Annotated in this window: 24 protein-coding genes and 1 pseudogene; 11 read left to right on the forward strand and 14 right to left on the reverse strand. The window is 61.6% G+C overall.

The genetic code is table 11. From position 1 onward, the window contains the following. Positions 1-89: 89 nt before the first annotated feature. The 4 genes from NJU76_RS08145 to NJU76_RS26535 form a co-directional block, all read right to left on the reverse strand. The gene (locus NJU76_RS08145) at positions 90-1346 is read right to left on the reverse strand and encodes a class I SAM-dependent methyltransferase (protein ID WP_254532260.1); all 1257 of its coding nucleotides are present in this window, start codon (positions 1344-1346) and stop codon (positions 90-92) included. Next, on the reverse strand, positions 1339-2511 hold the full coding sequence (locus NJU76_RS08150; protein ID WP_254532261.1) for a 60S ribosomal export protein NMD3: 1173 nt from the start codon (positions 2509-2511) through the stop codon (positions 1339-1341). The genes NJU76_RS08145 and NJU76_RS08150 overlap by 8 nt, the downstream gene beginning before the upstream one ends. Positions 2512-2761: 250 nt before the next feature. After that, positions 2762-3874 (reverse strand): transposase, encoded by a 1113-nt coding sequence (locus NJU76_RS08155; protein WP_254528107.1) that lies wholly within the window; start codon positions 3872-3874, stop codon positions 2762-2764. Positions 3875-4178: 304 nt separating this feature from the next. Then, positions 4179-4301, reverse strand: coding sequence for a hypothetical protein (locus NJU76_RS26535; RefSeq protein ID WP_256566606.1), 123 nt, complete (start codon positions 4299-4301; stop codon positions 4179-4181). A gap of 785 nt (positions 4302-5086) precedes the next feature. Between NJU76_RS26535 and NJU76_RS08160 the strand changes: the two genes are divergently transcribed. Further along, entirely contained in the window at positions 5087-6100 is a 1014-nt protein-coding gene (locus tag NJU76_RS08160) for an NADP-dependent oxidoreductase (protein WP_256566608.1), read from the forward strand. A gap of 154 nt (positions 6101-6254) precedes the next feature. Continuing rightward, positions 6255-6569, forward strand: a complete 315-nt coding sequence (locus NJU76_RS08165; protein ID WP_254532263.1) for a YbjQ family protein — start codon at positions 6255-6257, stop codon at positions 6567-6569. A 22-nt stretch (positions 6570-6591) separates the two neighbouring features. Here NJU76_RS08165 and NJU76_RS08170 read toward each other — a convergent pair whose 3' ends face one another. Both NJU76_RS08170 and NJU76_RS08175 read right to left on the reverse strand, forming a co-directional pair. Next, complete coding sequence (locus tag NJU76_RS08170; RefSeq protein ID WP_256566656.1) at positions 6592-7116, reverse strand: IS630 family transposase; 525 nt, start codon at positions 7114-7116, stop codon at positions 6592-6594. A 45-nt stretch (positions 7117-7161) separates the two neighbouring features. After that, positions 7162-7623 (reverse strand): helix-turn-helix domain-containing protein, encoded by a 462-nt coding sequence (locus NJU76_RS08175; RefSeq protein ID WP_254532265.1) that lies wholly within the window; start codon positions 7621-7623, stop codon positions 7162-7164. Between the two features lie 158 nt (positions 7624-7781). Here NJU76_RS08175 and NJU76_RS08180 point away from each other — a divergent pair, with 158 nt between their 5' ends. The 4 genes from NJU76_RS08180 (at position 7782) to pspAB (ending at position 10996) form a co-directional block, all read left to right on the forward strand. After that, complete coding sequence (locus NJU76_RS08180) at positions 7782-8249, forward strand: hypothetical protein (protein ID WP_254532266.1); 468 nt, start codon at positions 7782-7784, stop codon at positions 8247-8249. Positions 8250-8725: 476 nt separating this feature from the next. Next, on the forward strand, positions 8726-9325 hold the full coding sequence (locus NJU76_RS08185; protein ID WP_254532267.1) for a hypothetical protein: 600 nt from the start codon (positions 8726-8728) through the stop codon (positions 9323-9325). A 106-nt stretch (positions 9326-9431) separates the two neighbouring features. Continuing rightward, positions 9432-10322: a zinc metalloprotease HtpX gene (gene htpX / locus NJU76_RS08190; protein ID WP_254532268.1), complete on the forward strand. Its 891-nt coding sequence runs from the start codon at positions 9432-9434 to the stop codon at positions 10320-10322. 23 nt (positions 10323-10345) lie between these two features. Then, positions 10346-10996 (forward strand): PspA-associated protein PspAB, encoded by a 651-nt coding sequence (pspAB, locus tag NJU76_RS08195; RefSeq protein ID WP_254532269.1) that lies wholly within the window; start codon positions 10346-10348, stop codon positions 10994-10996. A 382-nt stretch (positions 10997-11378) separates the two neighbouring features. Here pspAB and NJU76_RS08200 read toward each other — a convergent pair whose 3' ends face one another. After that, positions 11379-11783 (reverse strand): DUF5518 domain-containing protein, encoded by a 405-nt coding sequence (locus tag NJU76_RS08200; protein WP_254532270.1) that lies wholly within the window; start codon positions 11781-11783, stop codon positions 11379-11381. Positions 11784-12004: 221 nt separating this feature from the next. Continuing rightward, positions 12005-12622, reverse strand: a complete 618-nt coding sequence (locus tag NJU76_RS08205) for a GAP family protein (protein WP_254532271.1) — start codon at positions 12620-12622, stop codon at positions 12005-12007. Positions 12623-12994: 372 nt separating this feature from the next. Between NJU76_RS08205 and NJU76_RS08210 the strand changes: the two genes are divergently transcribed. The 3 genes and pseudogenes from NJU76_RS08210 to NJU76_RS08220 all read left to right on the forward strand — a co-directional run. Next, positions 12995-14209 carry an outer membrane protein assembly factor BamB family protein gene (locus NJU76_RS08210; RefSeq protein WP_254532272.1) on the forward strand — a complete coding sequence of 405 codons (1215 nt, stop codon included), beginning with the start codon at positions 12995-12997 and terminating at the stop codon, positions 14207-14209. Between the two features lie 198 nt (positions 14210-14407). Next, positions 14408-15439 carry a DNA repair and recombination protein RadA gene (radA, locus tag NJU76_RS08215; RefSeq protein WP_254532273.1) on the forward strand — a complete coding sequence of 344 codons (1032 nt, stop codon included), beginning with the start codon at positions 14408-14410 and terminating at the stop codon, positions 15437-15439. Positions 15440-15796: 357 nt separating this feature from the next. Continuing rightward, positions 15797-15980: pseudogene (locus NJU76_RS08220) on the forward strand (hypothetical protein); the annotation flags it as partial. A 671-nt stretch (positions 15981-16651) separates the two neighbouring features. Here the strand turns inward: NJU76_RS08220 and sufU are convergent. The 6 genes from sufU to NJU76_RS08250 all read right to left on the reverse strand — a co-directional run bounded on the left by sufU (position 16652) and on the right by NJU76_RS08250 (position 22633). Beyond that, entirely contained in the window at positions 16652-17071 is a 420-nt protein-coding gene (gene sufU, locus NJU76_RS08225) for a Fe-S cluster assembly sulfur transfer protein SufU (RefSeq protein WP_254532274.1), read from the reverse strand. An 89-nt stretch (positions 17072-17160) separates the two neighbouring features. Then, positions 17161-17799, reverse strand: coding sequence for an HD domain-containing protein (locus tag NJU76_RS08230; RefSeq protein ID WP_254532275.1), 639 nt, complete (start codon positions 17797-17799; stop codon positions 17161-17163). Between the two features lie 791 nt (positions 17800-18590). Beyond that, complete coding sequence (locus tag NJU76_RS08235; protein WP_254532276.1) at positions 18591-19838, reverse strand: aminotransferase class V-fold PLP-dependent enzyme; 1248 nt, start codon at positions 19836-19838, stop codon at positions 18591-18593. A gap of 421 nt (positions 19839-20259) precedes the next feature. Next, positions 20260-20925 (reverse strand): succinylglutamate desuccinylase/aspartoacylase family protein, encoded by a 666-nt coding sequence (locus tag NJU76_RS08240; protein ID WP_254532277.1) that lies wholly within the window; start codon positions 20923-20925, stop codon positions 20260-20262. Between the two features lie 496 nt (positions 20926-21421). Then, positions 21422-21715 (reverse strand): DUF424 domain-containing protein, encoded by a 294-nt coding sequence (locus NJU76_RS08245; protein ID WP_254532278.1) that lies wholly within the window; start codon positions 21713-21715, stop codon positions 21422-21424. Next, the gene (locus NJU76_RS08250) at positions 21716-22633 is read right to left on the reverse strand and encodes a tetratricopeptide repeat protein (RefSeq protein ID WP_254532279.1); all 918 of its coding nucleotides are present in this window, start codon (positions 22631-22633) and stop codon (positions 21716-21718) included. It abuts the gene before it with no gap. A gap of 45 nt (positions 22634-22678) precedes the next feature. On the opposite strand from NJU76_RS08250, the gene NJU76_RS08255 reads away from it, so the two are divergent. Together NJU76_RS08255 and NJU76_RS08260 are read left to right on the forward strand one after the other, a co-directional pair. Then, positions 22679-22873, forward strand: coding sequence for a hypothetical protein (locus NJU76_RS08255; RefSeq protein ID WP_254532280.1), 195 nt, complete (start codon positions 22679-22681; stop codon positions 22871-22873). A 49-nt stretch (positions 22874-22922) separates the two neighbouring features. Next, the gene (locus NJU76_RS08260; protein ID WP_254532281.1) at positions 22923-23186 is read left to right on the forward strand and encodes a HalOD1 output domain-containing protein; all 264 of its coding nucleotides are present in this window, start codon (positions 22923-22925) and stop codon (positions 23184-23186) included. The last annotated feature ends 424 nt before the right edge of the window (positions 23187-23610 follow it).

The raw sequence follows: 23610 nt of genomic DNA on the forward strand, positions 1-23610 counted from the left end.
CTGTTCATAGGAAATGCATTCGCTCCGCGAGTATCAATGTCACGACACCCCCGTCGACGTGGCGTCCCTGTCGATGGAGGAGTGGCCGGCTACTCGAAGCGCGCGTCGACGACGACGTGTTCGACCCCCGCGCTGTGACTCTTCACCCGCCGTTTCTCGAGGACCTCGAGTTCCCGCCCCGCATCCGTGCCGGCCGCTTCGAGGCGCTCGAGCGGCCGATCCCACAGAAGGGGTTCGGGGGTTGCTTCGTGATAGTGGACGATGCCACCGGGGACCAGCGCCTCGAGGGCAGCCGGGAGGAACTCGTGTGCCTCGTCGACTCGAGTCCCGTGGTCCATTTCGTCGGTGTCCGCGTCAGTCCCGCCAGAACTTCCGTAGTAACCCATGACGACGCGATCGGCCTCGAGTTCGCTCGCGAGAGCGCGGCAGTCGGTCATGTAGGCGTCGATCCGGTCGCCGACGTCGTTGAGCATCGCGTTCTCGAGTAGGGAGCGGAAGGCGGTCGGATTGATCTCGGTCGCGGTCACCCACGCGCCGGCTCTGGCCAGCGGCAGGGTGAAGTAGCCGATACCTGCGAACATGTCGAACACCCGTTCGTCAGCCACGGACTCGAGGTCGCCCATTCGAGCGCGTTCGGCCTGGTTTCCCGGTGAAAACATCACCGAGGCGGGATCGATCCCGTATCGCGTGCCGTGTTCCGTGTGGATCGTCTCCGTGTTTCGGTCGCCCGCGAGGTGTCGGGTGCGGGGTTCCCGGTAGGTTCCCGCTGGGCCGTCGTTCGCGATCCCCTCGTCGGCGAGGACGCTGTCGGCTTCCCCGTGTACCTCGAGCAACGCCTCGGCGAGTTCTGTCTCGTCCGGACAGCCCTCGGGAACCGTCACGACGATCACTGACCCGATCACCGCCCAGGAGCTGGGTGCGGACTCGAGGTCCTCGTCGCTCCAGCCTCGGTCGGCGAGCAACCCCTCGAGATCCGGACCTCTGGGCTCGGGTTCGAGTTGGCGGACGACCTCGAGGACGCGCGTCTGGGTCGGCGGCTCCAAGACGGGGAGGGCGATCCGCTCGGGCCCCTTCTTACTGGTCGAAGACCCGTTCGTATCATCCGAGGGCTCCGCGCTGCTTCGCCCTCGTGCCTCACGCACGCGCCTCGACTCGTCGTAGATACCTTCGGCGCGCAACGACTCGATCGCCGTCTCGGCGCGCGGTTTCTCGACGATCGCCGCGAGCGGCGCGTCGGTCCCGGCTCGTTCGAGGACGCGGTCCGCCGCGGGTTCGAGACCGCGACGCGTCGTGTCATCGAAGTCGCAATCCGCTCCATCCGTGGACCGGTTTTCGTCCTCAGTCATCGCTATCGTCGGGCAAAATGTGCACACCGGCGCGGCTCTTCAAGACTGGCACCGTTTCGGCGTCCGGGTCGAAGTACGCCGGCCGTGCGACGGTCTTCGCCTGGAACGTCTCGGGATCGAGTATCTGCACGGCGTTGTCGTCCTCGACGGTGACGACCGTCGTCTTGACGGCGTCCTCGAGCGAGCCGAGTCTGTGGGCGTCGGGCGAGTTGCCCTCTTCGTAGCTCGCCTCGTAGCGCTCGCCAGTCGTGGCGCGGACCCCCTTTAAGTTGCCGCGGGCGCTGCGGACGATGACCGGGCCGTCCTCGTCATCGACGAGATCGATAACCTCGCCGGGCGTGTACGGCGGCAGGCGGACCGCGAACGTGACGCGGTAGACCTCGTTCCCGTCTTCGTCTTCCGTGACGAGTGTTTCGGCGTCGGTGACAGTGCCGCCGAACTCCTCGATCATCTTGTTCGCGATCTTCTTGCCGATTTTGTTGGTCGAGACCTTGATGTTCAGCCCGTCGGAGGTCTCGTTCGTCTCGGTGACGAAGGCGTTCCGATCGCCCGTCGCCTCCATCTCGGCTACGATTCGGTTTGCGATTTCCTCGGCTCGTTCGGTTTCTTCGGTGGTCGGGGTGCGGTCTTCGGCGCGGATCTGGACGATGCTGGCGTAGTAGTCGCCGGCGATCCGACCGCAGCGGGTGCAGGTCTGACGGGAAATCTTGACCGGTACCGTCACCTGCTCGTCGACCGGCGTACCGCGGACCACGCCTGTGAAGTAACAGTGCATCCGAATCGTGTTCTGGTCGACCTGCTCGGGCTCGATCTGCCAGGCGACGTCGGAGACGTCGACGTGGACGCCGAGCGCCTCGCTGACCTCTTCGATGGCGATGTCGGTGTAATCTTCCGCGCCGACGTCGACCCACCGATTCCCTCGGTAGACCGCCCCGCACTGCGAACAGACGCGAACGTCGATCCGATCCGGCGCGTCCACGAAGTCGAAGTCATCGAAGTAACACGCATCGCAGAGTTCGACCTCGGCATCCGGCCGAAGCGGGTCGTTGGCGGCGCCGGTGTCACCCTCGGAGACGGCCCCGCCGGAACCACCGTTCGCGTCGCTCCTCGAGTGCTCGGGTACCGGATCCCCACACCGGGGACAGAACGCACGCGACTCACTCATTGACCCTTGTTTGGGTTTCAGGGAGTTAAGCCACCCGTTCTCTCGTCTCGACAGTAGGTGCCGAACCTCCAAACAGATGCGTCCAGTTCTCGACCGCAGGGTCAAGATTAACCAGTCAACTAGTGTTCACTCCTTGAGCAAACACATTCATCAGACAATCAATTGACCGCAGAAGGGAATGAATGTAGCCTTGCCAGTCGGCAGCAGCGTGCTGACCCGGGTCGGCCCGGGTCAGCCGCCGCACTCTCTGCTAACTGTCTGGAAGAGACAATACAAATAGCCGAAACAGGGCTGTCGAGACTGCCGGCCGGTCGGTCAATACTCGCTGCTCAACGAGAACCAGACACACCAGAATCCAAAGATTGTACAACGCCACAGCGAACAGAAACTCGAACAGTCGCACCGCGAACGTCGGCGACGACGTTCGCGGGAGAAACTCTCCGATCTTCCGATAGGACGTCTCTATCCCCCAGCGACGGCGGTACGCTTCCGCAAACGGTTCGGCGAACTCCACCGAGACGTCACAGTTCGTTACCAGACAGAACGAGTCGTCGTCCCGCGTTCGGTGCGGGACGACGACGAGTGTTACCGATATTCGTCCCGTCGGTGGTTGTTTCCGGACCATCTCGTAGTTGGTGACGAATGTCTCCTCGTCATGGGCGTCAAGCACGCGCTTGACGCCCGGTGTCTTCGGCGCGCGTACGACGAACCTGACGTCCAGATCAGCCAATGTTTGAACAAGTGAAACCCGGTAGAAACTCCTGTCGCAGTAGACGCGGTTGATCTGGACGAACTGGCGAGCGATCTCGATGAGTCGGCGGATGGACTCCCGCAGCGTGCGGGAGTCATCCGCCTCGATCGATTCCCACGCCAGTGTCAGCCGAACCGCTGGATCGACGACACAGAGCGTCACAAATGCGTAGGCAAGGTTCGTTCCACGGTCTGGATTGATCGCACAGACGTGCGGTGTCTCGGCCGAGCCGTAGTAGAGCCACTCGTGAATATCGAGCGCGACGTCGACAGGACGAGCGAACGCCCGCTGCTGGCGGGCGTGAGCGAACGTGGCTGCCCGGACGCCATCGAACTGGGCGCCGATGGCGTCCGGGCTTAGTCCACGAAGATGGTAGAGAAGCGATTTCGCGAGCGGACTCCGTTGCTGAAGGTCAATGTCTTCTCCTCGAGCGAGCTGCAGTTCTTTCGCGGTCGTATGGACAAACTCGCCGTCGAAGGCACTTCGAGCGAGGACTTTCTCAAAGTCCTCGCTCGAATACTGCCCGTTCGATTTCGTCGCAAAATCGAGCCGCGTGAACAACAGAGAGGTAGCTGCACGAGATAGGTGTTTTGCCTCGGTCGCATGGATCATACTGTTGATTCGTCACCGACGACGAAAACGACGACTTAGCTACTTCGGCACCTACTGTCGAGTCGCGGGAGTCACTCGAGGCGACTCCTGTAATTCCTCCGATTACGACATTCTGTATCTATCCGTGATAGTCACGTCGCTCTATACGAAACGAAGGGGTTGGTGGTACCGAACCTGTCAGACACACGTTAGACACTGGTGAAATTTTCCTGCGTCAGACGTGTCCATGTCCCGTGGTCTCCATGCGAAACGAAGGGGTTCGGGTGATCGAAGCGAAGCGAACATTCCCCGCCGTTACGGAGCATCAAAATATCAATTCTGTTTCACACGAGGCGAACAACGTCGTGTCGCTGCGATCCGTTTTTCGCTCGTCGTCGCGCCAGCCGCCGATTCGCTCGACGACGGTGGCAGTGACCACGCTGCACATTCCCGTTCGGCCTCGACGGACCCTTGTGAAATCACGGCGGTCCGTCCTCGAGTGACAGTTTCAGATCGGGTCACGGTCGCACTCGACCGAGAGCTCGTATTCGACCGAATGGAATGGAATCCTCGACAGTAGGAATCCAACCGAGGGCCATCTTCGTCCAGCAAGCCGAGTCACCTTCCCGAAAGCGGCCACTGAAACCGAGCTTTCGTCGGGTACGGTGTAGTCACTACGCGTCGGTCACGTCTTTTCGAGGCACCGCGGTGAATCCTCGGGCCGGAAAATAGCGAGACGTAAGTCGACACCCGGGTATGTATGTCACACCAACAGGGACCGGGTGAATCGACTGAAATTCTCCCTGTTAGACGGCGAGGTAGCATCGTCTCTTAGGTGCCATCGGAGCCTCCCCGCCACTTCGTCATTGGCGCTACTCGGTGATAAACTCCCGACAACCGGCAGGATGTTTCAAACGAGCGCCGGCGCGGTCCGACCGGTTCGAGGGCAGGGCCATCGGTCCGAACCGAATTGCGGAAAACGCCGGCCAGAGGGCATTGTCTCCCTGTATCCCTGTACGACCGACCGCAATTCTGGTGGGGTCGTGTTATCGCTACTCGATCTGCCCGGTAGACGGAGGGTGGGTCGCCGTCTTCGCGGAGGCAGTGCTTCTGCCGTCGGGAGCGTCCTCAGTCGTGGTTGTGCCAGGGTCGGCGGATGCGGTCAGTTACCTCCTTCATTTGAGAGAAGATTCAGAGCAAGATTGACATCACCGTGAGCCGACCGTGGTAACTATGCCCGATGAGACTAATCGGCAGTGGATCTTGTCCGAGAGACCGACGGGTGAGCCGTCAATGGAGCACTTCACGCTCCATGAGAACGCAATTCCCGAACCAGGGCCGAAAGAAGTCCTCGTTCGGACGCTGTACATGTCCGTCGACCCGTACATGCGCGGTCGGATGCGGGACGCGGCTTCCTACGCCGATCCCTGGGAAACCGGCGATCCGATGCGGGCTCGCGTCGTTGGCGAGGTCATCGAATCGAACTACGGCGGCTTGGAGCCAGGAAATCTCGTCACAGGGAACCTCTACTGGGCCGAGTACGCCACCAGCAACGGAGTTGATCTCGAACGTATCGACACCGGCGAGGCGCCGGCATCGACTGCGCTACACGTCCTTGGAATGCCCGGACTGACGGCCTATATCGGAACGGTCGAGGTCGGCCACGTGAAGCCGGGGGACACGGTGGTCGTCTCGGGAGCAGCGGGAGCTGTCGGCTCCGTTGCCGGCCAGATAGCCAGAATAGCCGGCTGTCGCGTCGTCGGTATCGTCGGCTCCGACGAGAAGGCCGCCTGGCTCACTGGGGAACTTGGGCTCGACGCGACGATCAACTACCAGTCAGCTGACAATCTCTCGGCGGCAGTCGCAGAGGCCTGTCCACGCGGCGTCGATCTCTACTTCGAGAACGTCGGCGGCGAAGTCAGCGACGCCGTGCTGGATCATCTCACCGACTACTCGCGAGTCGCCGTCTGCGGGAAGATTTCGCTCTATAATCTCGCGCCTGATGACGAGCGAATGACCGGCCCGCGTCGGCTCTACCAGCGCACACGGACCCGGGTTGAAGGATTCATCGTCAGCGACTACGACCACCTGGCTGAGAGCGCGACCAAACGGCTGGCTCGCTGGATTAGCGAGGACGATATCCGCTACCGAGAGACGATAACTGACGGTATCGAAGCCGCTCCCGAGGCATTTCTTGGCCTCTTCGAAGGTGAGAACATCGGCAAACAACTGGTCAAGGTCGACTAGTCTCCCCTCAACAGCGAGAGAGTTCTGCCGTGTCCAGCGTACTCAGAACGGGAACCGTTCTGATGGGCATCGCAACCCTTCGGTTTGCTCAACGAGCGTGAATCGCGCCAGCTGATACCGAACTTTGATGTATTCGCTACGACAGGTAGTCTGCATGGAATTTGTCACCACTGAAACGGTCCCTAATCGTGAGATCGACGACTCGCTCGGCATCGCTCGAGGAAACACGGTCAAGGCCCGAAATGTCGGCCGGGACATCACGCAGAGCATTCGAAACATCACCGGCGGAGAGTTGAAGGCCTACTCCGAACTATTGAGCGACGCTCGCGACGAGGCCTTAGAGCGGATGGCCGACGACGCGAGCTCGATGGGCGCGGACGCCGTCGTCAACGTTCGTCTCGAAAGCTCTGAAATCGCGAACGGCGGCTCAGAAGTCATCGCGTACGGCACCGCTGTGACGCTGAATTAACATCCTCCTCCGGCTTGAGTGATCACTGTAACACCTGAATATCCGGAAGGAAGGTCTCAATCCAGTCAACAGCAAAACTAAGTCGGTGACTCAACCGGAGAAACGCCTCAGTAAGGAACTGACGGAAGTGATCTTTGTCCTCGAAGATAGTCGGTGAAATCTCGCGTTTGACGTCTTTCCACAGCGGTTCGATCGCGTTCAATGTCGGTGAGGACGGCGGGAGGAAGACGAACTCGATGCCAAGTTCGTCGGCCAGTTGCTGGGTGAGACACGCATGATGAGACCCATAGTTGTCGGCCACGAGCAGAATCCGCCCAACCGGGTTCTGCTCGCGGATCTCTTCGAGCGCCTCGACGATCGCCTCCTTGACCAACCGCTCTTTGAACGTAATCACGCTCTGACCAGTTAGTGCGTAGAACCCGATCGACCGCCACGAAACCGTTACGAGCGGTTTCTCAATCGTCACAGTCCGGTCGAACGACCACATCCGCTGAGAGTTCTCGAACGGTTGGGGCCACGCCTCATCGAAAGAACCCGAACACGACAGGCTCGTCGTCCTTCTCTTCGTGGGCTTCCTCGCCGAGCGCCTCGATCAGGCGCTCGGCGAGAATCTCCTCAGCGTCGTCGGGACGGCGAGGGTCCTTGGACGTGGCTTGGCATAGTTCATTCCGGCTTCACGTAACTTTCGGCTGAGATGTGCCGAATGATACGTGACGCCGTAGCGATCCTTGATAAGCGTGTGAATCTGTGTAGGCGTCCACGGTTGGTCGCTTTCGAGGATTTCACAGAGTTCCTCGAACTGTTCGGACGAGAGCTTCGGCGGCCTGCCGCCACCGAAGCCCGGACGAAGCCCCTCGACACCACTATCATTCCATGCACACGCCCACCGATGCGTCGTGGATCGGGAGATTCCGACGCGGTTGCCCGCTTCTTCGCGCGTATCTCCCTGATAGAGGTTCTTCACGAAACACAACCGCCGGACGAGACGGGTCTCGTCCGCCTTCTGCGCCTTTTCGATTGCCTGATCCAGTTCCGCCTCCGCCAGATGTTTCACCAAACAGCCTCATGGGCTGCTCTTCATTACGGTCTATACTCTTCCGAACGGGTCAATCCTTTCGCAGACCACTCAAGGCGCAGGTATTCTCCTTGATTTCGTATAACTCCCTCGCGTCCACTACGGTTCGATAGACGTGCCACGAGTGACGTATACCCATGGTCGAACGAAGTGATCCGGCCAGAGCCGGCGTCAAAGCCGGTCGAGTCGTCGGGCTTCTGACGGCCGGTCTCGCGGTCGTGAGCCTGCTGCGGATTCAAGGCCCGTTCTACGCGGATACGACGGTGTTACTGGGAATGATCGGGATCGAGTCTGGCCGCTCGGTCCTGGCGATATTCTGGTGGAACGTCCTTGTCGCGGCGGTGGTCCGTTACACTATTGGGTACATCGTCGGCTCGCTCATCGGCGTCCTGTACGACTGGCTCGATCATCCCCCATCGTCGGTTCTGGTCGGAATCGTCCTCGTCGTCGTCGTCGGCGACGGGCTTCTCGAGGGCATCGACACGCGCAATGCCCTCGTCGGCGGTGCGTACGTCATCGCCTGGCTCTGTTACGTCCCGGTGTTTTACTGGATATACGATCCCGAGGCCGGCGATGATCGATCTGGCCCGCTGCGGCTCAGTTGATCGTCGAAGCCCTGTTCCAGGTTTCCGAATAGCCTGTTCCGGCCTGGAACGGTGCTGTTGTTCGTTGGGCCGATACGTATCTCCGCTGATCGTAGTCATCATCTACGACGGCTTCTGAGCAAGTGAGCGATGGCGGGTGGCGATTTTTCACGTATAAGTCAGTTACCGGCCGTGAAACGGTTGCTCGGTGCGGGGTAAAGCCAATCATATATTACCGTTCACGACACAGCGAACCGATGACCATGAATCGAAGTCTGCCCCGATCCGCGTTGAGGCCCCCGGGTAAGCGAACACCTCATCAGTAGATCCGAAGAAACGGTCGGTTCCCGTTTTTATCTACCACGTAGCCGTTCTGGCTTGCATTACGGTGTCGGTAGTCCGTGATGCCGTTCAGGACAATGTCACAACAAGTACAACCGCCCCAGACACAGGGCCGACAGACCGGGTATCAGGAACAGACTCAGCCAGGACAGGCAATGCAACAAACACAACCCGGCCAGTTCGCAGCCGGTGTATTGCAGTCAGAAGCCGGCCAGTTTATTGGCCAGCAGTACCAACAGTCCGTTCCCCAGGAGATTCAGCAGGCTGTGACGGACCTCAACCGGTTGGAGAACGTCTGTGAATGGTTGGCTACTCGGGCGACAGAGCGCGGTATGATACACCTCGCGGAACGAAGCACCGATATTGCCAACATCGCCCACCTCGAGAAGAAGCTCCTGCTTCGCCAGTCACCGTTCGCAGAGCCGATCAGAGGGGCAATCCAGCAAACCATTCAGGAACTCCAGCAGTACGCTGGCGAACCTGAGGTGCAGGAATCCCTGACGCACGCACAACGAGCCCTCGACACGATCAGCACTGCACTCGAGCGCATCCAGACAGCCGGGGGGCAGCAGGCCGGTCAACAGCCCATGCAGATGGGAACGCAACAGGCTCAGCAGCCATCCCAGCAGATGAGGGGTCAGCAGGGTCTTCGACAACCGGCCCAGCAGCCATCCCAGCAGATGGGAGGTCAGCGGGGTCTTCGACAACCGTCCCAGCAGATGGGGGGCCAACAGGTTCAACAGCCACGGCGGTAACAGTCGTTGCAAATACGACTTCTTTATCCAGTCTGCAGCGTGGTTTTCGTGCCGATTCCTCCGTCTCGACAGGGCACTTATTTCCTCGGAGCCCTACGTTTCAGGTATGAACTGGCAGGCGGACTGGGGACTGCGCGTTCGGATGTTCGTGACGATGTTCCTGCTGTTTGCACTGTACATCGTCTTCGCCGGAGTGCTCACTGCCTATCTCGACGCTGGGCTGGTCGTGGTCGCACTACTCTTCGGCGGATTCTCGCTGGTGCAGTACTACTTCAGCGACACGCTCACGCTGAAGAGCATGGGTGCGAAGACGGTCTCGGCCGACGAGTATCCGCAACTGCACGCCTCCATCGAACGGCTCTCACAGCAAGCCGACCTCCCGAAGCCGAAGGTGACGGTCGTCGACTCGAACGTGCCGAACGCCTTCGCGACTGGCCGAAATCAGGCCAATGCCGCCGTGTGCGTGACGACCGGGCTCATGCGGATGCTCGAGCGGGACGAACTCGACGGCGTCCTCGCACACGAACTCTCCCACGTAAAAAACCGCGATATGATGGTGATGACGATTGCTTCGTTCCTCTCGACGATCGCGTTCATGATCGTCCGCTGGGGCGCGTTCTTTGGCGGCGGACACGGCCGCGGCGGCCGGGAAGGTGGCGGTGGCGGTATCATCGTTGCGATCCTCGTCTCGCTGGTCGTCTGGATCATCAGCTATCTGCTCATCCGGGCGCTTTCGCGCTACCGCGAGTTCGCTGCCGACCGCGGCGCTGCTGCCATCACCGGCAATCCGTCGGCCCTCGCGTCGGCGTTGCTGAAGATTTCGGGCCAGATGGACAAGGTTCCGAAGGCGGATCTTCGCGAGGAAGCCGAGATGAACGCCTTCTTCATCATCCCGATCAAGTCCGGTATCGTCGGCCGGCTCTTCTCGACGCACCCCTCCACCGAGCGTCGCGTCGAACAGCTTCGCGAACTCGAGCGCGAAATGCAATCCTTCTAACCACGGGCCCCCTCACACGAACTATGGGACTGCTGGACGGGATCCGCGCGGTACTCGGGATGCGCGCCGAGACCGACGCCGGACGCGACGCCGACCCCGACGACCTCTTCGGGATGAGCACCGCCTACCTCACGATGGAGGCCGACCTCGGCTACGAATCGCTCGACATCGGCGCGCTCTGCTTTTCGGGTGTCGACTCGAGCGACTTCCGCGAGGCCGTCGACGAGGTCGAAGCCATCCTCGAGGCTGGTCAGGAGGAAACGGGAACCAACTTTTCGGTCACGGCCGACGATCACGGCTACCACTGGGTCGTCCTCGAGGACGACGATCCGGAGGATCTGATCACGAGCATACACTTCGCCGCAGACACATTCATCGAACAGGGGTATGGCTCGCGGCTGCTCGCGGCCGTTTTTGCCTACGGGGACCGCGATACGGCGACGCCGCGTCGAAGTGGCGGTGGGACCGCCGCCGCAGACCGAACCGCCTACTGGATCTACTCCTTCCGTCGCGGCTGCTTCTATCCGTTCGTTCCCCGATCCGGTCGGGAACGGGACTCGAGCGCGGAGTTCACGCTCGAGTCCGCGTTGGATGGCGAACTCGAGATTGAGCGAGAGAAAGAGTACTGGTATCCGCTCTGGCCCAGCGAACGCGGAACGCATCCCTGGGAGTGATTGATTCGACGACCGGTCTAGCGCGTCTCTGTTTCGATGATCGCGATCCGCGAACTCCCAAATTGTGTGGGGAACATCGATATCACAGGTCGGGACGTAGCCAATATACGCGGCAGGAAACCATAATCCCAGAGAAACCCCATCATCACAGCTGCGCCATACACCAGTTGCTCCCCTTTTCCTGCCGCTCTCCCATTCAATTACTTCAAGCGAGTAGCTCACAGACGTTCAGTCAGTCTTCCTGAGAGCGGAAGTCCGTCTGCGAATCGTACTAGCGGGCTCCCCGTTTCGCTCGTTGAGAGACGGGCTGCGCTCGATCACCGAGGCAGAAATCCCGCTCGAGGAATGGCGCGAAAAATTCTTGCTCGAGGGATGGTCGTTCTCAGGCCCGTGCGCCGGCCATCTTGCGGGCGGCCCGGCGGCCGTTTGCCCACGATCCGATCGCGCCACCGAGGGCACCCGGGATGGCGTAGAACGCGACCAGGAGCAACCCGCCGACGAGCACGCCGAACGTCGGGACGAGGCCCACGAAGAGAAGCGTGGTGAACGTCACGACTGCTAACGTGATGATGGATCCGAGGACGGTCGCGATCCCGCCGTGGACGGCGCCAGTGGACACCGTTCCACCGGCGATGTAGCCGGCCACGAGACCGCCGAGTACGCCGATCGTTGCCCACGACATCGCGAGGGACGCGGCGTTCGTTCCCGCAACCAGGAGCCCGCTGATGACGGCGAGGACGAGAGCCACGGCGAATCCGATTACGATTGCTGACCAGTTCAATTTCATGATCAGAGTATAATAGGCTCTCGACGGCAATAAACTCCTTCTCAGCGTTTTCTGAGAGTGCAATTAATCAGACAGGAAAACTGACCGAATGGGACGAGAGACGGGACGGGGCGCCGCACTCGAGACGTCGAACGCGAGACGCCGATCACAGTCGGTGACTGTCTCGATGAGGCGTCGTCTCGAGGTGGTCACAAGTGGACCGCGCGGCGTCGACCGGAACCCTACGCGAAAAAGTTGTTGAGTGCAATCGCCATGAAAACGAGGAGCACCAACTCGGTGACGATCCACGAGTTTGCGTCCATACAGTCACGGGCCTTCGGCAGGAAGCGTTCTGCTCGCTCTCCAAAGGCGATCAGTGTGAGCGATGGAAGGGACAGAACCAGAAGCGTCAGCAGAACGAACGGGACGGCGTCCGTCGGGGGGGAGTTCTGCGCCGCGAGATACGCGCCGACGGTGATCGACGTCAAAATATCGGTCGGGAAAAATCCCAACAGAAGGAACCCGAGTCTGAACGAGAACCATGGCGTCGCCGTTTTGAGTTTCTCCATCCACTGGGGCGGCCCCGACTTCGCTCTATTCCGGTACGTGTGTACCATCACGAGCAACAGTCCGGTGAGGACGATCGCGGTGCGCGTGGGGGTCGGAGCCCGCTGTTCGATCGGACCGGTGCCTAACAGATAGGTGACCCCGACGACGAGCGATATCGACACGGCCGCCCCCCCGACGAACGCGAGGGAGTTTCGCCGCCAGTTCTCGCTCGTCGCGAGGAAGATGGCGCTCAGAATCTGGGGGCCCCCGATCATCACGAATACGAGCGGCACGAGCTCGAGAAATCTCACTGTTCGGCCTCCGTCGGTCTGGCCTTTAACTGCGTTGTCGCGATGAACCTGACCGGCGGTGTTGGGTCCGGGGTGCGGAAACTGCAGGGTCCGGCGTAGAAGTTCCCATCTCTCGATTTCCCATCCCCTGTATACCTCGTGTCGGACGCCATACTGTGATTCAGGAGCGCTGTCGCTGTTCGTTTCTAGCCGACTGCGGCCCGTGTAAAGCTAGGCCGGGTAATACGCTCTTTCTTCCAGTTACGATACTGATGTGCCCCTTCGAGCGTGTGGCGCCCAATCGATCGCTCCAGTCCATCCTTCGGTCGTCGACTCGAGGGACGATCTCGCAGCCACCCATCGTTATGTCGGTTCGGTCGGTATCCACACGTCGTGACCGAGTGGAACCAGTCGCGGGGCGATCCGTACAACTCGGGGCAGCGTCGCGACCTCGAGGGGCCGTCCCGCGTCACCGAGTCCTGGAAGACGGATCTCGGTGGCGTACCGGGGTCACCGGTGCTCGTCCGAGGAACCGTCTACGTCGGGACGAACCGCGGTGACGGCTACGCACTCGAGGCCGAGACGGGGCAACGGCGGTGGACCGTCGAGACGACGGCGGCGACCGACGCGACGCCAGTCGTCACCCGCGATCGGCTGTTTCTGGGAACGAAAGACGGGACCGTCCACGCGCTCGATCCTGTCACTGGCGAGCAGGAGTGGCAGGCCGAACTCCCGAGCGATCTCGAGTCCGCCCTCGCGTTCTCCGACGGCCGATTGTACGCCGGCCACGCGGCCGGGCTGTCCGCGCTCGACGCCGAAACGGGGAGTCTCGTCTGGACCCACGAGACCGAGTCGCCCGTGGTCGGCTCTCCGGCGGTCGCCGACGGACGGGACGTCGATCGAAACCGGTCGCCTCGGACCAGTCTCTCGGACCCGATGGATGGGGACCTCCGTTCGGATTCGATGACCGCGAACCGCTTCGACGACGAATACCGAGGGGAATCGGCGGGACGATGGGTAGACGAACGGGTATTCGTGGGAACCGCGGGTGGGACGGTCGCCGCACTCGAGGCCGAATCGGGTGAGGACGTCTGGACCGCGCCGACTGCCGGGGCGGTCGCGGCCGGGCCAACAGTTGCGAACGACCGTCTCTACGTCTGTGACGACGCGGGGACGATGCTCTCGCTCGACGCTGTCACCGGTCGGACGTGGTTCACGTACGAGATCCAGGATGCGTTTACGACGTCCGCGACCGTCCTCGCGGCCGCCGAGACGACGTTCGTCGGGGCCGCAGACGGCTACCTCCACGTGACCGACACGACCGTCGGCCGGCGGAAACTGCGCGGCTGGCTGTTTTCGCGGAAGGGTGTCGAACTGGACGGCCCGATCCGCACCTGTCCCGTCGTCGTTGGCGACGTCCTCTGTCTCGGCGACTCGAGCGGCTCACTCTACGGGATTGGCGTCGACGACTGCGAGCCCCGCTGGCACGTCCGGGTCGACGACGCCATCGCGGGCACCCCGGCGGTCGCGCCCGGCCGTCTCGTCGTCGGAAGCGACGACGGACGTCTTCACTGTCTCGAGTGGGAGACCGACGACCGAGAGTTCTGATCGGTTCGGCTTCGCTTCTGATCGACATCGGCTTCGCTCGGCTTCGGTCGTTTCCACCGTCATCCGTCGGCCGTGCGCTCGCGTTCCCCCTTCTAAACCTGTGGTCGACTGCCTCCGTCCCCCCGATGCAGTCCTGCACTTTCACTTTCACCTCCCTGTTAACGAGGCTTTATGGGGGGCCCGGTACAACGGAGGAGTATGCCCGAAGCAGACCTCGAGACGCTCCCCGGCGTTGGACCGGCGACCGCAGACAAACTCCACGACGCAGGCTTCGACTCCTTTCAGAGTCTGGCGGTTGCGTCCCCCTCTGAACTGTCGAACACGGCCGACGTCGGCGATTCAACCGCGGCGGACATCGTCAACGCCGCTCGCGACGCCGCCGACGTCGGCGGCTTCGAAACCGGCTCGACGGTGCTCCAGCGACGAAACGAAATCGGCAAACTGAGCTGGCACATCGATGAGGTCGACGACTTGCTCGGCGGCGGGATCGAGACCCAGTCGATCACCGAGGTGTACGGCGAGTTCGGTGCCGGCAAGTCCCAGGTCACCCACCAGATGGTCGTCAACGTCCAGCTTCCCAGGGAGGTCGGCGGCCTCCACGGCAGCGCCATCTTCGTGGACAGCGAGGACACGTTCCGTCCCGAGCGGATCGACGACATGGTCCGTGGCCTGCCAGACGACGCGATCGACGCGACGCTTGACGACCGCGAGATCGAGGGTTCGGCCGACGACGAAGCGGCGGTCGACGAACTCGTCGACGATGTCCTGGAGAAGATCCACGTCGCGAAGGCGTTCAACTCGAACCACCAGATGCTGCTCGCAGAGAAGGCCAAGGAACTCGCGAGCGAATACGAGGACTCGGAGTTCCCCGTTCGGCTACTCTGTGTCGACTCGCTGACCGCGCACTTCCGCGCCGAGTACGTCGGCCGGGGTGAACTCGCGAACCGCCAGCAGAAACTCAACAAGCACTTGCACGACTTGGACAAGGTCGGCAACCTCTACAACACCGCCGTCGTCGTCACGAACCAGGTCGCCTCGAACCCCGACTCGTTCTTCGGTGACCCGACGCAACCGATTGGTGGCAACATCCTGGGTCACAAGTCCACCTTCCGTATCTACCTCCGCAAGTCCAAGGGCGACAAGCGAATCGTCCGGCTGGTCGACGCGCCGAACCTCGCCGACGGCGAGGCCGTCATGCGCGTTCAGAACGGCGGACTGAAGCCGGAGTAACGACGCGGCGTTCCCGTTGCGTTTCTCGTTCGACGTCGACTCCGTCACCTCGGCGACTTCTCTCCCCGACATGCTCCGACAGCGGAAGGCCGGTTGGTGCCGGTTCGGATTTCGCCAACCGACATCGACTGCACCTCTCCGTCGATCAGGATCGCCAGAGCTGCGGTGATTCACTCCCCACAAGAACGTGTCCTCCTCGAAGCGACCGTCGCGGCTGCCGAACCCGATCGGACGGACGTCGTGTTCGATGGTCGCGGAGTGTGCGGTGTCGGTTCCGCCGCCTCTCATCGACGCAGCCGGTTTGGCGCGTCGACGCTGCCGCTCCATATTGTAGGCAATCCTAAACGAGATGCGCTATACGCGCGATTCCCCCTCGAGGAGCGGTTCGAACTTCGACCTGCTCGAACCGACGCTTCCGAAGCTGACGCTGAACCGCAACCGAATCCTCGACGTCGGCTACGGCACCCTTCCCGAGCGACCCCGCGCAATCGAGTACGGCAGCGTCGCGAATCCGCTGTCCGAGGTCGAACCGGATCGGTGACCTGATCCCGGACGTTGCTCGAGTTCGTGGGTATTCGATCCGCGTGAGTTACGAACGTGGCTGTGTCGGAGATGAAGCGAGATGAAGGCTGCCCATCTCAAACTCGCGTCCGCTGTCTTGCTGGAGCACCGACGCGGGCTGCAGAGGTGTAGCACCTGTGACCGAACGGCCTTTTTGGTCCAGATTTTTGATTCGAGCGGTGCGCTCGCTTTCGAGCGCACTCGAGAAGAAAAAGGTGGGTGTTAGCTGTAATTGAGGGCGCTAAGCCCCCTTCTGCTCACGGCAACGCCGTTCGCATGGTCAGCGGGACCGACGGTCCCGCGCTATCCGCAGCGAGCGCCGAAGGCGCGAGCAGGGAGGGGATACAACGCCCGCACGTCTTGGTTTCGTGTGAATCGGCACCCTTACTACCACAGCGGTCGAACGAGGTAGTAAGATGATCACCACGCCTCCGGCGGTGTTCAAACGCGTCAACAAGCGTGCATCGTCGGTTGTGGCCGAGTGTCAATTCGGTAGGAGTGGGACACTCCGAACCACCTGTCAAGGGAAGCCGCCTGTGGAGTCTGGAACCACTGTGGGGACGTTCCCTGCACGTTCCGACACCGAAGCAGGAAGCCCTGTCCTTAACAAGCGAGGGCTGGGTAAGCCCGAGCGCGGTAGGGCAGGGTAGTTCACTCCTCTGTCGTCGTTTTCTCGACGTCCAGTTCGCCCTGGTAGATCTCTGCGCCGTCTTGGGCGACCTTCTCGGCGAGGACGGCACACTTGACCCGCATCGGTGAGATGTCAACCCCGAGCATGTCCGTTACGTCGTCGCGATCCATCTCGAGCAGTTCGTCGACGGTCTTGCCGATGAGTTCTCCCGAGAGCATGCTGGCGGAGGCCTGACTGATCGCACAGCCGTCGCCCTGGAAGGCGACCCGCTCGATCGTCTCCTCGTCCTCGTCGAGTTTGACGTCCATGCGGATCTCGTCGCCGCACATCGGGTTCTCGCCGACGTGAGTGAACGTAGGATCTTCGAGGTTCCCGTAGTTCCGGGGATTCTTGTAGTGGTCGAGAATCTGCTGTCGGTACATATCCGAGCCCAGTCCCATTGTTGAATGCGGATAGGCCAGTGAGTTGTAAAAGGGTTCCGGGGCCGAATCGACCGGTCTCGTCCGCGTTTCGTGGACTTCCGCGTCGGTCAGACGTCGCCCGTGACCTTGTCGTCGAACCGCTTGAGGAAGCTTCGAACGAACGCCGCGCGGTCGGTGGCGAGATCGCGACCGGCGTCGGTGTACATCCGCGCCGGCAGGTCGAGGATCTTCCTGTAAAAGTGGTCGTATTGTGTTGCTCCATCGCCTGTGTCGGCGTCGTGTTCGGCTGTCGCCCGGGCGGAGTCGTGGATCGGATTCCCGATCTCGGCGCCGTGGGCGAAAACCCGGGCGATGCCGACTGCACCGAGTGCGTCGAGGTTGTCCGCGTCGCAGACGAGTTTCGCCTCGAGCGTTTCCGGTTCGACAGCGTTCGAGTATCGATGCGCACGAACGCAGTGCTGGACGCGCTCGATCGTTTTCCGGTCACCGTCGAGGTCGCGCAGAATCCCCCCTGCCTCCCGAGCACCCCACGTCGCGTGATCGTCGATCTCGCCGCGGTCCTCGCGGGCCCGGCCGATATCGTGGAGGAGGACGGCGAGCAGAACGATGCGTTCGTCGACCGGTCGTGCGTGGCGATCTATGAGCGTCTCGGCCAGTGCCTCGACTCGCCGAACGTGGTGCCAGTCGTGGGCTGGTGGTGAAGCTTCGAAATAGGGGCGCGCGCGGTCGCGAACTGCCTCGAGCATCCCGCGTTACGTTTCGGCCACACGAAAATAAGTGCGCTGCCCTCGAGCGTTCGCCGGATGTGAACCGTGGTCACGTGAACTACTCCGCCCTACCGCGCTCGGGCCTCCCCGGCCCTCGCTTGGTGCGGACGGAGCGTCCTGTTTCTGTGTCGGAACGTGCAGGAACAGATCCCACAGCGTCCACAAGACGCGGAGCGTCTCGTGCGGCCCGGCAGAACGCTGTTGGCGTTCTGCGGACGGTTCCAGACTCCGCAGGCGACTTCCCTTCACGGGTGGTTCGGAGTGTCCCGCTCCTACCGGTTGGACACTCGACCACAACCGACGATGCACGCTTGTTGTCGCGTTTGAACACCGCCGGAAGCGTGGTGAGCATCTTATTACCACCTTCGATCGAAGGCGTAGTAAGGGTGCCGATTCACACGAAACCAAGACGTGCGGGCGCTGTCTCCCCTCCCTGCTTGCTTCGCTCGCTGCGGATAGCGCGGGACCGTCGGTCCCGCTGACCATGCGAACGGCGTTGCCGTGAGCAGAAGGGGGCTTAGCGCCCTCAATTACAGCTAACTCGAGCGCGTTCGCGTCCGCCGTGGTGACGGAAACCGGAATGCGCTGGCACCTTGCGGTCAGCGTTCGCTTACAGAGGTTCGAGGAGAAAGCCCACGACTGCAGTCGTGGGAGGATGTCAGGCGAACAACTGACGCGCCTGGCAAGACCTCCGTTCTCGCTGGCCGTCGTTCACTCACTACGTTCGTTCACGATGACGTCGTCGACATCTCCTCGCGGTCAGTGTTCGCTTACGCGAACAACTGACGCGCGTCGTCGATGGCCGCGACAAGCTTGTCGACCTCGTCTTTCGTGTTATAGACGTAGAACGAGGCTCGAGCCGAGGCCGCGACCCCCAGTTTGTCGTGCAGCGGTTGGGTACAGTGGTCGCCGGCGCGGATCGCGACCGCGTGGTCGTTCATGATCGAGGCCAGGTCGTGGGCGTGGACGCTCTCGAGATTGAAGCCGACCAGCCCGGCTCGATCCGGTCCGGGTTCGGGGCCGTAAATATCGACGTCCGGTTCGGCCGCGAGTTGCTCGTAGGCGTAGCGGGTGATCTCCTCTTCGTGGGCCTGAATCCGGTCCATACCGATCTCCTCGAGCCAGTCGATCGCGGCGACGAGGCCGACGGCTTCGGCGATCTGGGGCGTTCCGGGTTCGAACTTCCAGGGGAGGTCGTCCCAGGTGGAGTCCTCGAAGGTGACCTTGCGGATCATGCCGCCGCCGTAGAGATAGGGCTGCATGTCCTCGAGCAGCTCCGTCTTGCCGTAGAGTGCGCCGATGCCGGTTGGGCCGGCCATCTTGTGACCGGAGAAGGCGTAGAAGTCAGCGTCGATGGCCTCGACGTCGACGGGCCGGTTGGGAACGGCCTGTGCGCCGTCGATGAACGTCAGCGCGTCGTGGTTGTGGGCGATGTCGACGAGTTCGGAGACGGGGTTGACGGTACCGAGTGTGTTCGAGACGTGGACCGCAGAGACCATCGCGGTATCGTCGGTGATGACCTCGCGGGCGTGGTCCATGTCGAGGCGGCCGTCCTCCGTAATCCGAATGTACTCGACGTCGGCGCCGGTGCGCTTTCCGATCTGCTGCCAGGTGACCAGCGACGCGTGGTGTTCCATCTCTGTCAGCACGACATCGTCACCGGGGCCGAGTTCGTTCAGTCCCCAGGAGTAGGCGACCAGGTTCTCGGCCTCGGTCGTGTTCTTGGTGAAAACGACTTCCTCGCGGCCACCACCGGCACCGATGAACTCGGCGACGCGGTCGTGTGCTTCCTCGTAGGCGATGGACGCCTCCTGGCTCAGGTGATGAATCCCGCGGTGGACGTTCGCATTGAACTCGCGGTAGTAGTCGCTCATCGCGTCGACGACTGGATCTGGCGTCTGGGTCGTTGCCGCGTTGTCGAGGTAGACGACCTGCTGATCGTCGAACTCTCGCTTTAGGATCGGGAATTGATCCCGGATAGCCCCGACGTCGAGCGACTCGAGGTTCTGTTGACTCATTGGTGACTAGGACGGACCGCACACAAAACACTCCTTCGGTCCGGAATCGGTCGATCGGTACTCGATCGGGGCCATCCTGCGATACGAGCCGGATGCGGTCCGTGGAACTGAGTCGTGACCGTCGTCGGGAGCGGAACCATGATGCAGACGGCAGCAATAGAAGGGGGTGTGGAAGGGAGCGACGAAATGGGGGTGTGAAAGGTGGATGAGACGGCAGTGACACACTCGTGCCAGGGCGTCCTGCCGCAGTTTCATCTTTCAGTTCGACGGAGATACCTGTGTTCCCAAACACCTTTGGGATCGTCGGCGGACCGCGAATCGACTGCAGAACGTCGTCCTCGTTCCGTCGGTCCGAACGGGACCGAACTCCCGGTGGGGACTCGAGCACGTATGCGAGCCGATTCGGGTCGGAATGACGGAATTACCAGATACCGTGCCTACGAAGCAACCGTTCCCCCATCGCCGTGGTCCACTCGATCCGCGTGTCGAGCGAGGTGTTGTACCGCGTGACCTCCGTGAGATACCCCGGGCGCTCGAGATCGCCGGCGACTTTGTGGATCAGTTTCGGTTTGTCGCCGACGAGCGTATTTCCGACCGTGAACTGGTAGGCCGGTGGGTACGCGCCGTAGATGTACTCCTCGTTCATGAACTCCACAGTGTCGGCCGCGATTTGTCGTGAATCGCCGACTACCGACGGATAGATCGCTTGTCCGTATCCGTCCGGGCCCAGATCGGACCCCCAGATCCCCTTCGAGCTGTGGAAGTCGATGACGACGTTCGGATCGACTGACGTGATGAGGTTCCAGAGTTCCTTCGCGAGTGACGACGTCGGGGGCTGGCCGACCGGGAACTGCCGATTGAGGTTGCCCCGTGGACTGTTGTACGTCCGTTGCTCGACTGCGACGGCGTCCGCTTCCGGAAGAACGACGAGCGTTCCTCGCTCAAGTTCCTGCTCGCGAATCCGATAGGCCGCTTCGATTCCTGCCAGTTCGTTCCCGTCCATTCCACCGACGACCACGCCAGTCGGTCCCGGACGTGGCGCGTCGATGACGAAGACCTCGGTTTCGTACGCGGTATTCGGCTGCAACGTCAGTGTCTTCCGGTCGGACGTGTCTGAATCGGACGAGTCCCCGGTGGACGGCCCTCCAGCGGATCGGTCCCCGGTGGACGGATCCGGACAGAATTCGTGCTCGCTCGCGCTGACGCTTCCGACGCTCCCGACGATCGTGCTTACAATCGCCGCCGCTCCACCCGTGAGGATCGACCGACGAGACGATAGTGTATTTCGTTGTCTTCTCTCTGCGCTGTGTTCTCCGTTTGGGTCGTTCATACGCCGGATCAACCAACACTGAACCCCACGGAAAGTATTAGTACAATATCAATCGGTAGTTAGCACATATCGAACAGTAGTCAAAGACTGACAATCGTGGCGAACGTTCCCGGATCCCAAACGATCTGCCCCCTTCTCTCAAATTTCCGCCATTTCCGCGGTGGCAGCGTCGATACTCGAGTCGGACCGGGACGGTTCGAGCGACGCGAGATCGTCCACGGATTGCGTCTCACTCGCGGGCTGGGCCGTCGCGCTATTGCATCCACAGCATTTGCGCGTGCAGCGTTTTCCCCACCTCGAGGACGTTCGCCTCGTCGACGAACCCTTCCTCGATCGCGAGTTCGACGGCGCGGGTCCCGACGATGTTGGCCACGGCCGCCTGTGCGAGGCTCTCGACCACCGTACGTTCGTCGACCTCGTCGCCGCCATAGAATTCCTCGGTAACGGTTAGCGAGAGGTCGCCTTCCTCGAACGTCTCGCCGAGGACGTCCTCGTCGCAGACGGCGACCAGCAGTCCCTCCTGTGTCTGTCGTTCGTTGACGATCATTTACTCGAGTTCCCACTCGCGGTCGCGGTCCGCTGCATCGCTCGAATCGGTGCTCTCCAGACCGTCCAGTCCGCGGTCGCTCCGGCGCTCGGGCGCTGACTGTCGATCCGCGCCTCGAGCGCCGGTCCCGACGTCGGCGTCGGTTCCGCTGGCACCTGGGCCCTGACCGAACAGTTCCTCGCGGTCCTGCATCATCTGCTGTTCGGCCCGCTCGCGCATTTCGTTCGCCTCTTCTGCGATGTCCTCGGCCTGGTCGTACTCGCCCAGTTCCTCGAGGATTTCGGCCTTCTCTTCGAGGACTTTCGCGTTGCGCAGCCCGAGGCGAATCGCGTTATCGACGCAGTGGAGCGCGTCCTCGGCCAGCCCACGCTCGGAGAGGAAGAACGCACGATTGAACCACCCCTCGGCGAACCGCTCGTCGATCTCGACGGCACGTTCCGCGTGTTCGAGTGCCTGAGCGGTCTCGCCGAATTCCCAGAGCGCGTAGGCGAGGTTCGTCTCGGCGGTCGCGGCGTGTTCGCTCTCGTCGTCGATCCGCAGCGCTTCACGGTGGGCTCCGATTGCCTCGTCGTACTCCTCGAGCTCGGCGTGGGCGACGCCCTTGTTGACCCAGGCTTCCTGCTCGAGACGCTTGTCCTCGGCGAAGCGGGCGGTCCGCTCGAAGGCGTCGGTCGCCTGCTCGTAGCGGTTGATTTGCATGTAATTCAGCCCGACGTCGAGCAGCTCGGTCGCGTCGACGTCGTCCTGATCGATGTTGTGTGCATCGAGCGTGTCGGTGATGACACGGGAGTCGACGGGATCGACTTTCGAGGGATCGACGCCCAACTCCGGCGGGTCGAGATCGAACTCCTCGTACGGATCGCCGAACCCCTCTCCCTCGGAGAATCGGTGGTCGCGATCGTCGTCTCGGTCGGTCATTATCCAGAATTGGCGGCGACGACTGTTAAGGGCTGCGACCCGGGTATGGCGGGACGGAATTCGAGGACGGGCGGCGATTCCTTCGACCACAACCACCTCCCGAAATTAGAAGCGTATGGGTTCATCCGCTGGGACAAAAACACACACGAGGTCGAGAAGGGGCCTGCGTTCGAACACGTTCGACCACTCTTGGAGATGCTTGACAGCCAAGCGACTGAATTCACGTGTAAGTGGCCGTGAGTGAGAGGCGCAACCACTAAGACACTCGTTCTGGAAACGAGCAGTAGGGATGGGAACAGATGACGAGCGAGAAGTCATACACGGTAGCGGAATCGCTCAGCACGCGCTCAGCACACGCGTTATCCAAACCATTGCAGAACGCGAAGGCGTCGCTCCGACCGACCTTCCTCCCCTCTACGACGCCATCGACCCAGAGGCGCTCGACTCGATATTCACCGCTGGCCGGGGTCACCTCGTCTTCCCGTATTACGGGTACAGGATACTGGTGTCCGGCGACGGACGTCTCGACATCGACGACAGCGACGACGTGTGACCGAACGGATAGTAGCGTACCACGACCGCTGTGAAGTAGATGCGGTGTCCAACTTCGGTTACGGCACAAGAACCGATAGACGACAGACCACGCATTGATACGGACTACTGTACGTCATTACCGGTGCAACCGCGACCGTCTGCGGGTCCACCGGTACATCGTTACAGCAGACCGTATGAGGCTTAGCAGGCACCCGTAGCTTCAGAGAATGAGGCCAGTGCGATCGGTTTGATCAGTTCCGTGGACTACTCTGTCACCCGGCGTATTCCGATATTCAATACGTTTCGTCTTCACAGTAACCGGTAGTGTCTGTATCTTCGATGGCCTGAAACTCCGTTGAGCCACACTGGCACCCGTTTTTCGTCCCGATCGGTTGAATCGTCCCGTCAGGCCATTCCTTAGCCGCATAGGCAGATCCACATGC

The sequence above is a fragment of the Natrinema gelatinilyticum genome, assembly GCF_024266705.1.
In the GTDB taxonomy this organism is placed as follows: Archaea; Halobacteriota; Halobacteria; order Halobacteriales; family Natrialbaceae; genus Natrinema; species Natrinema gelatinilyticum.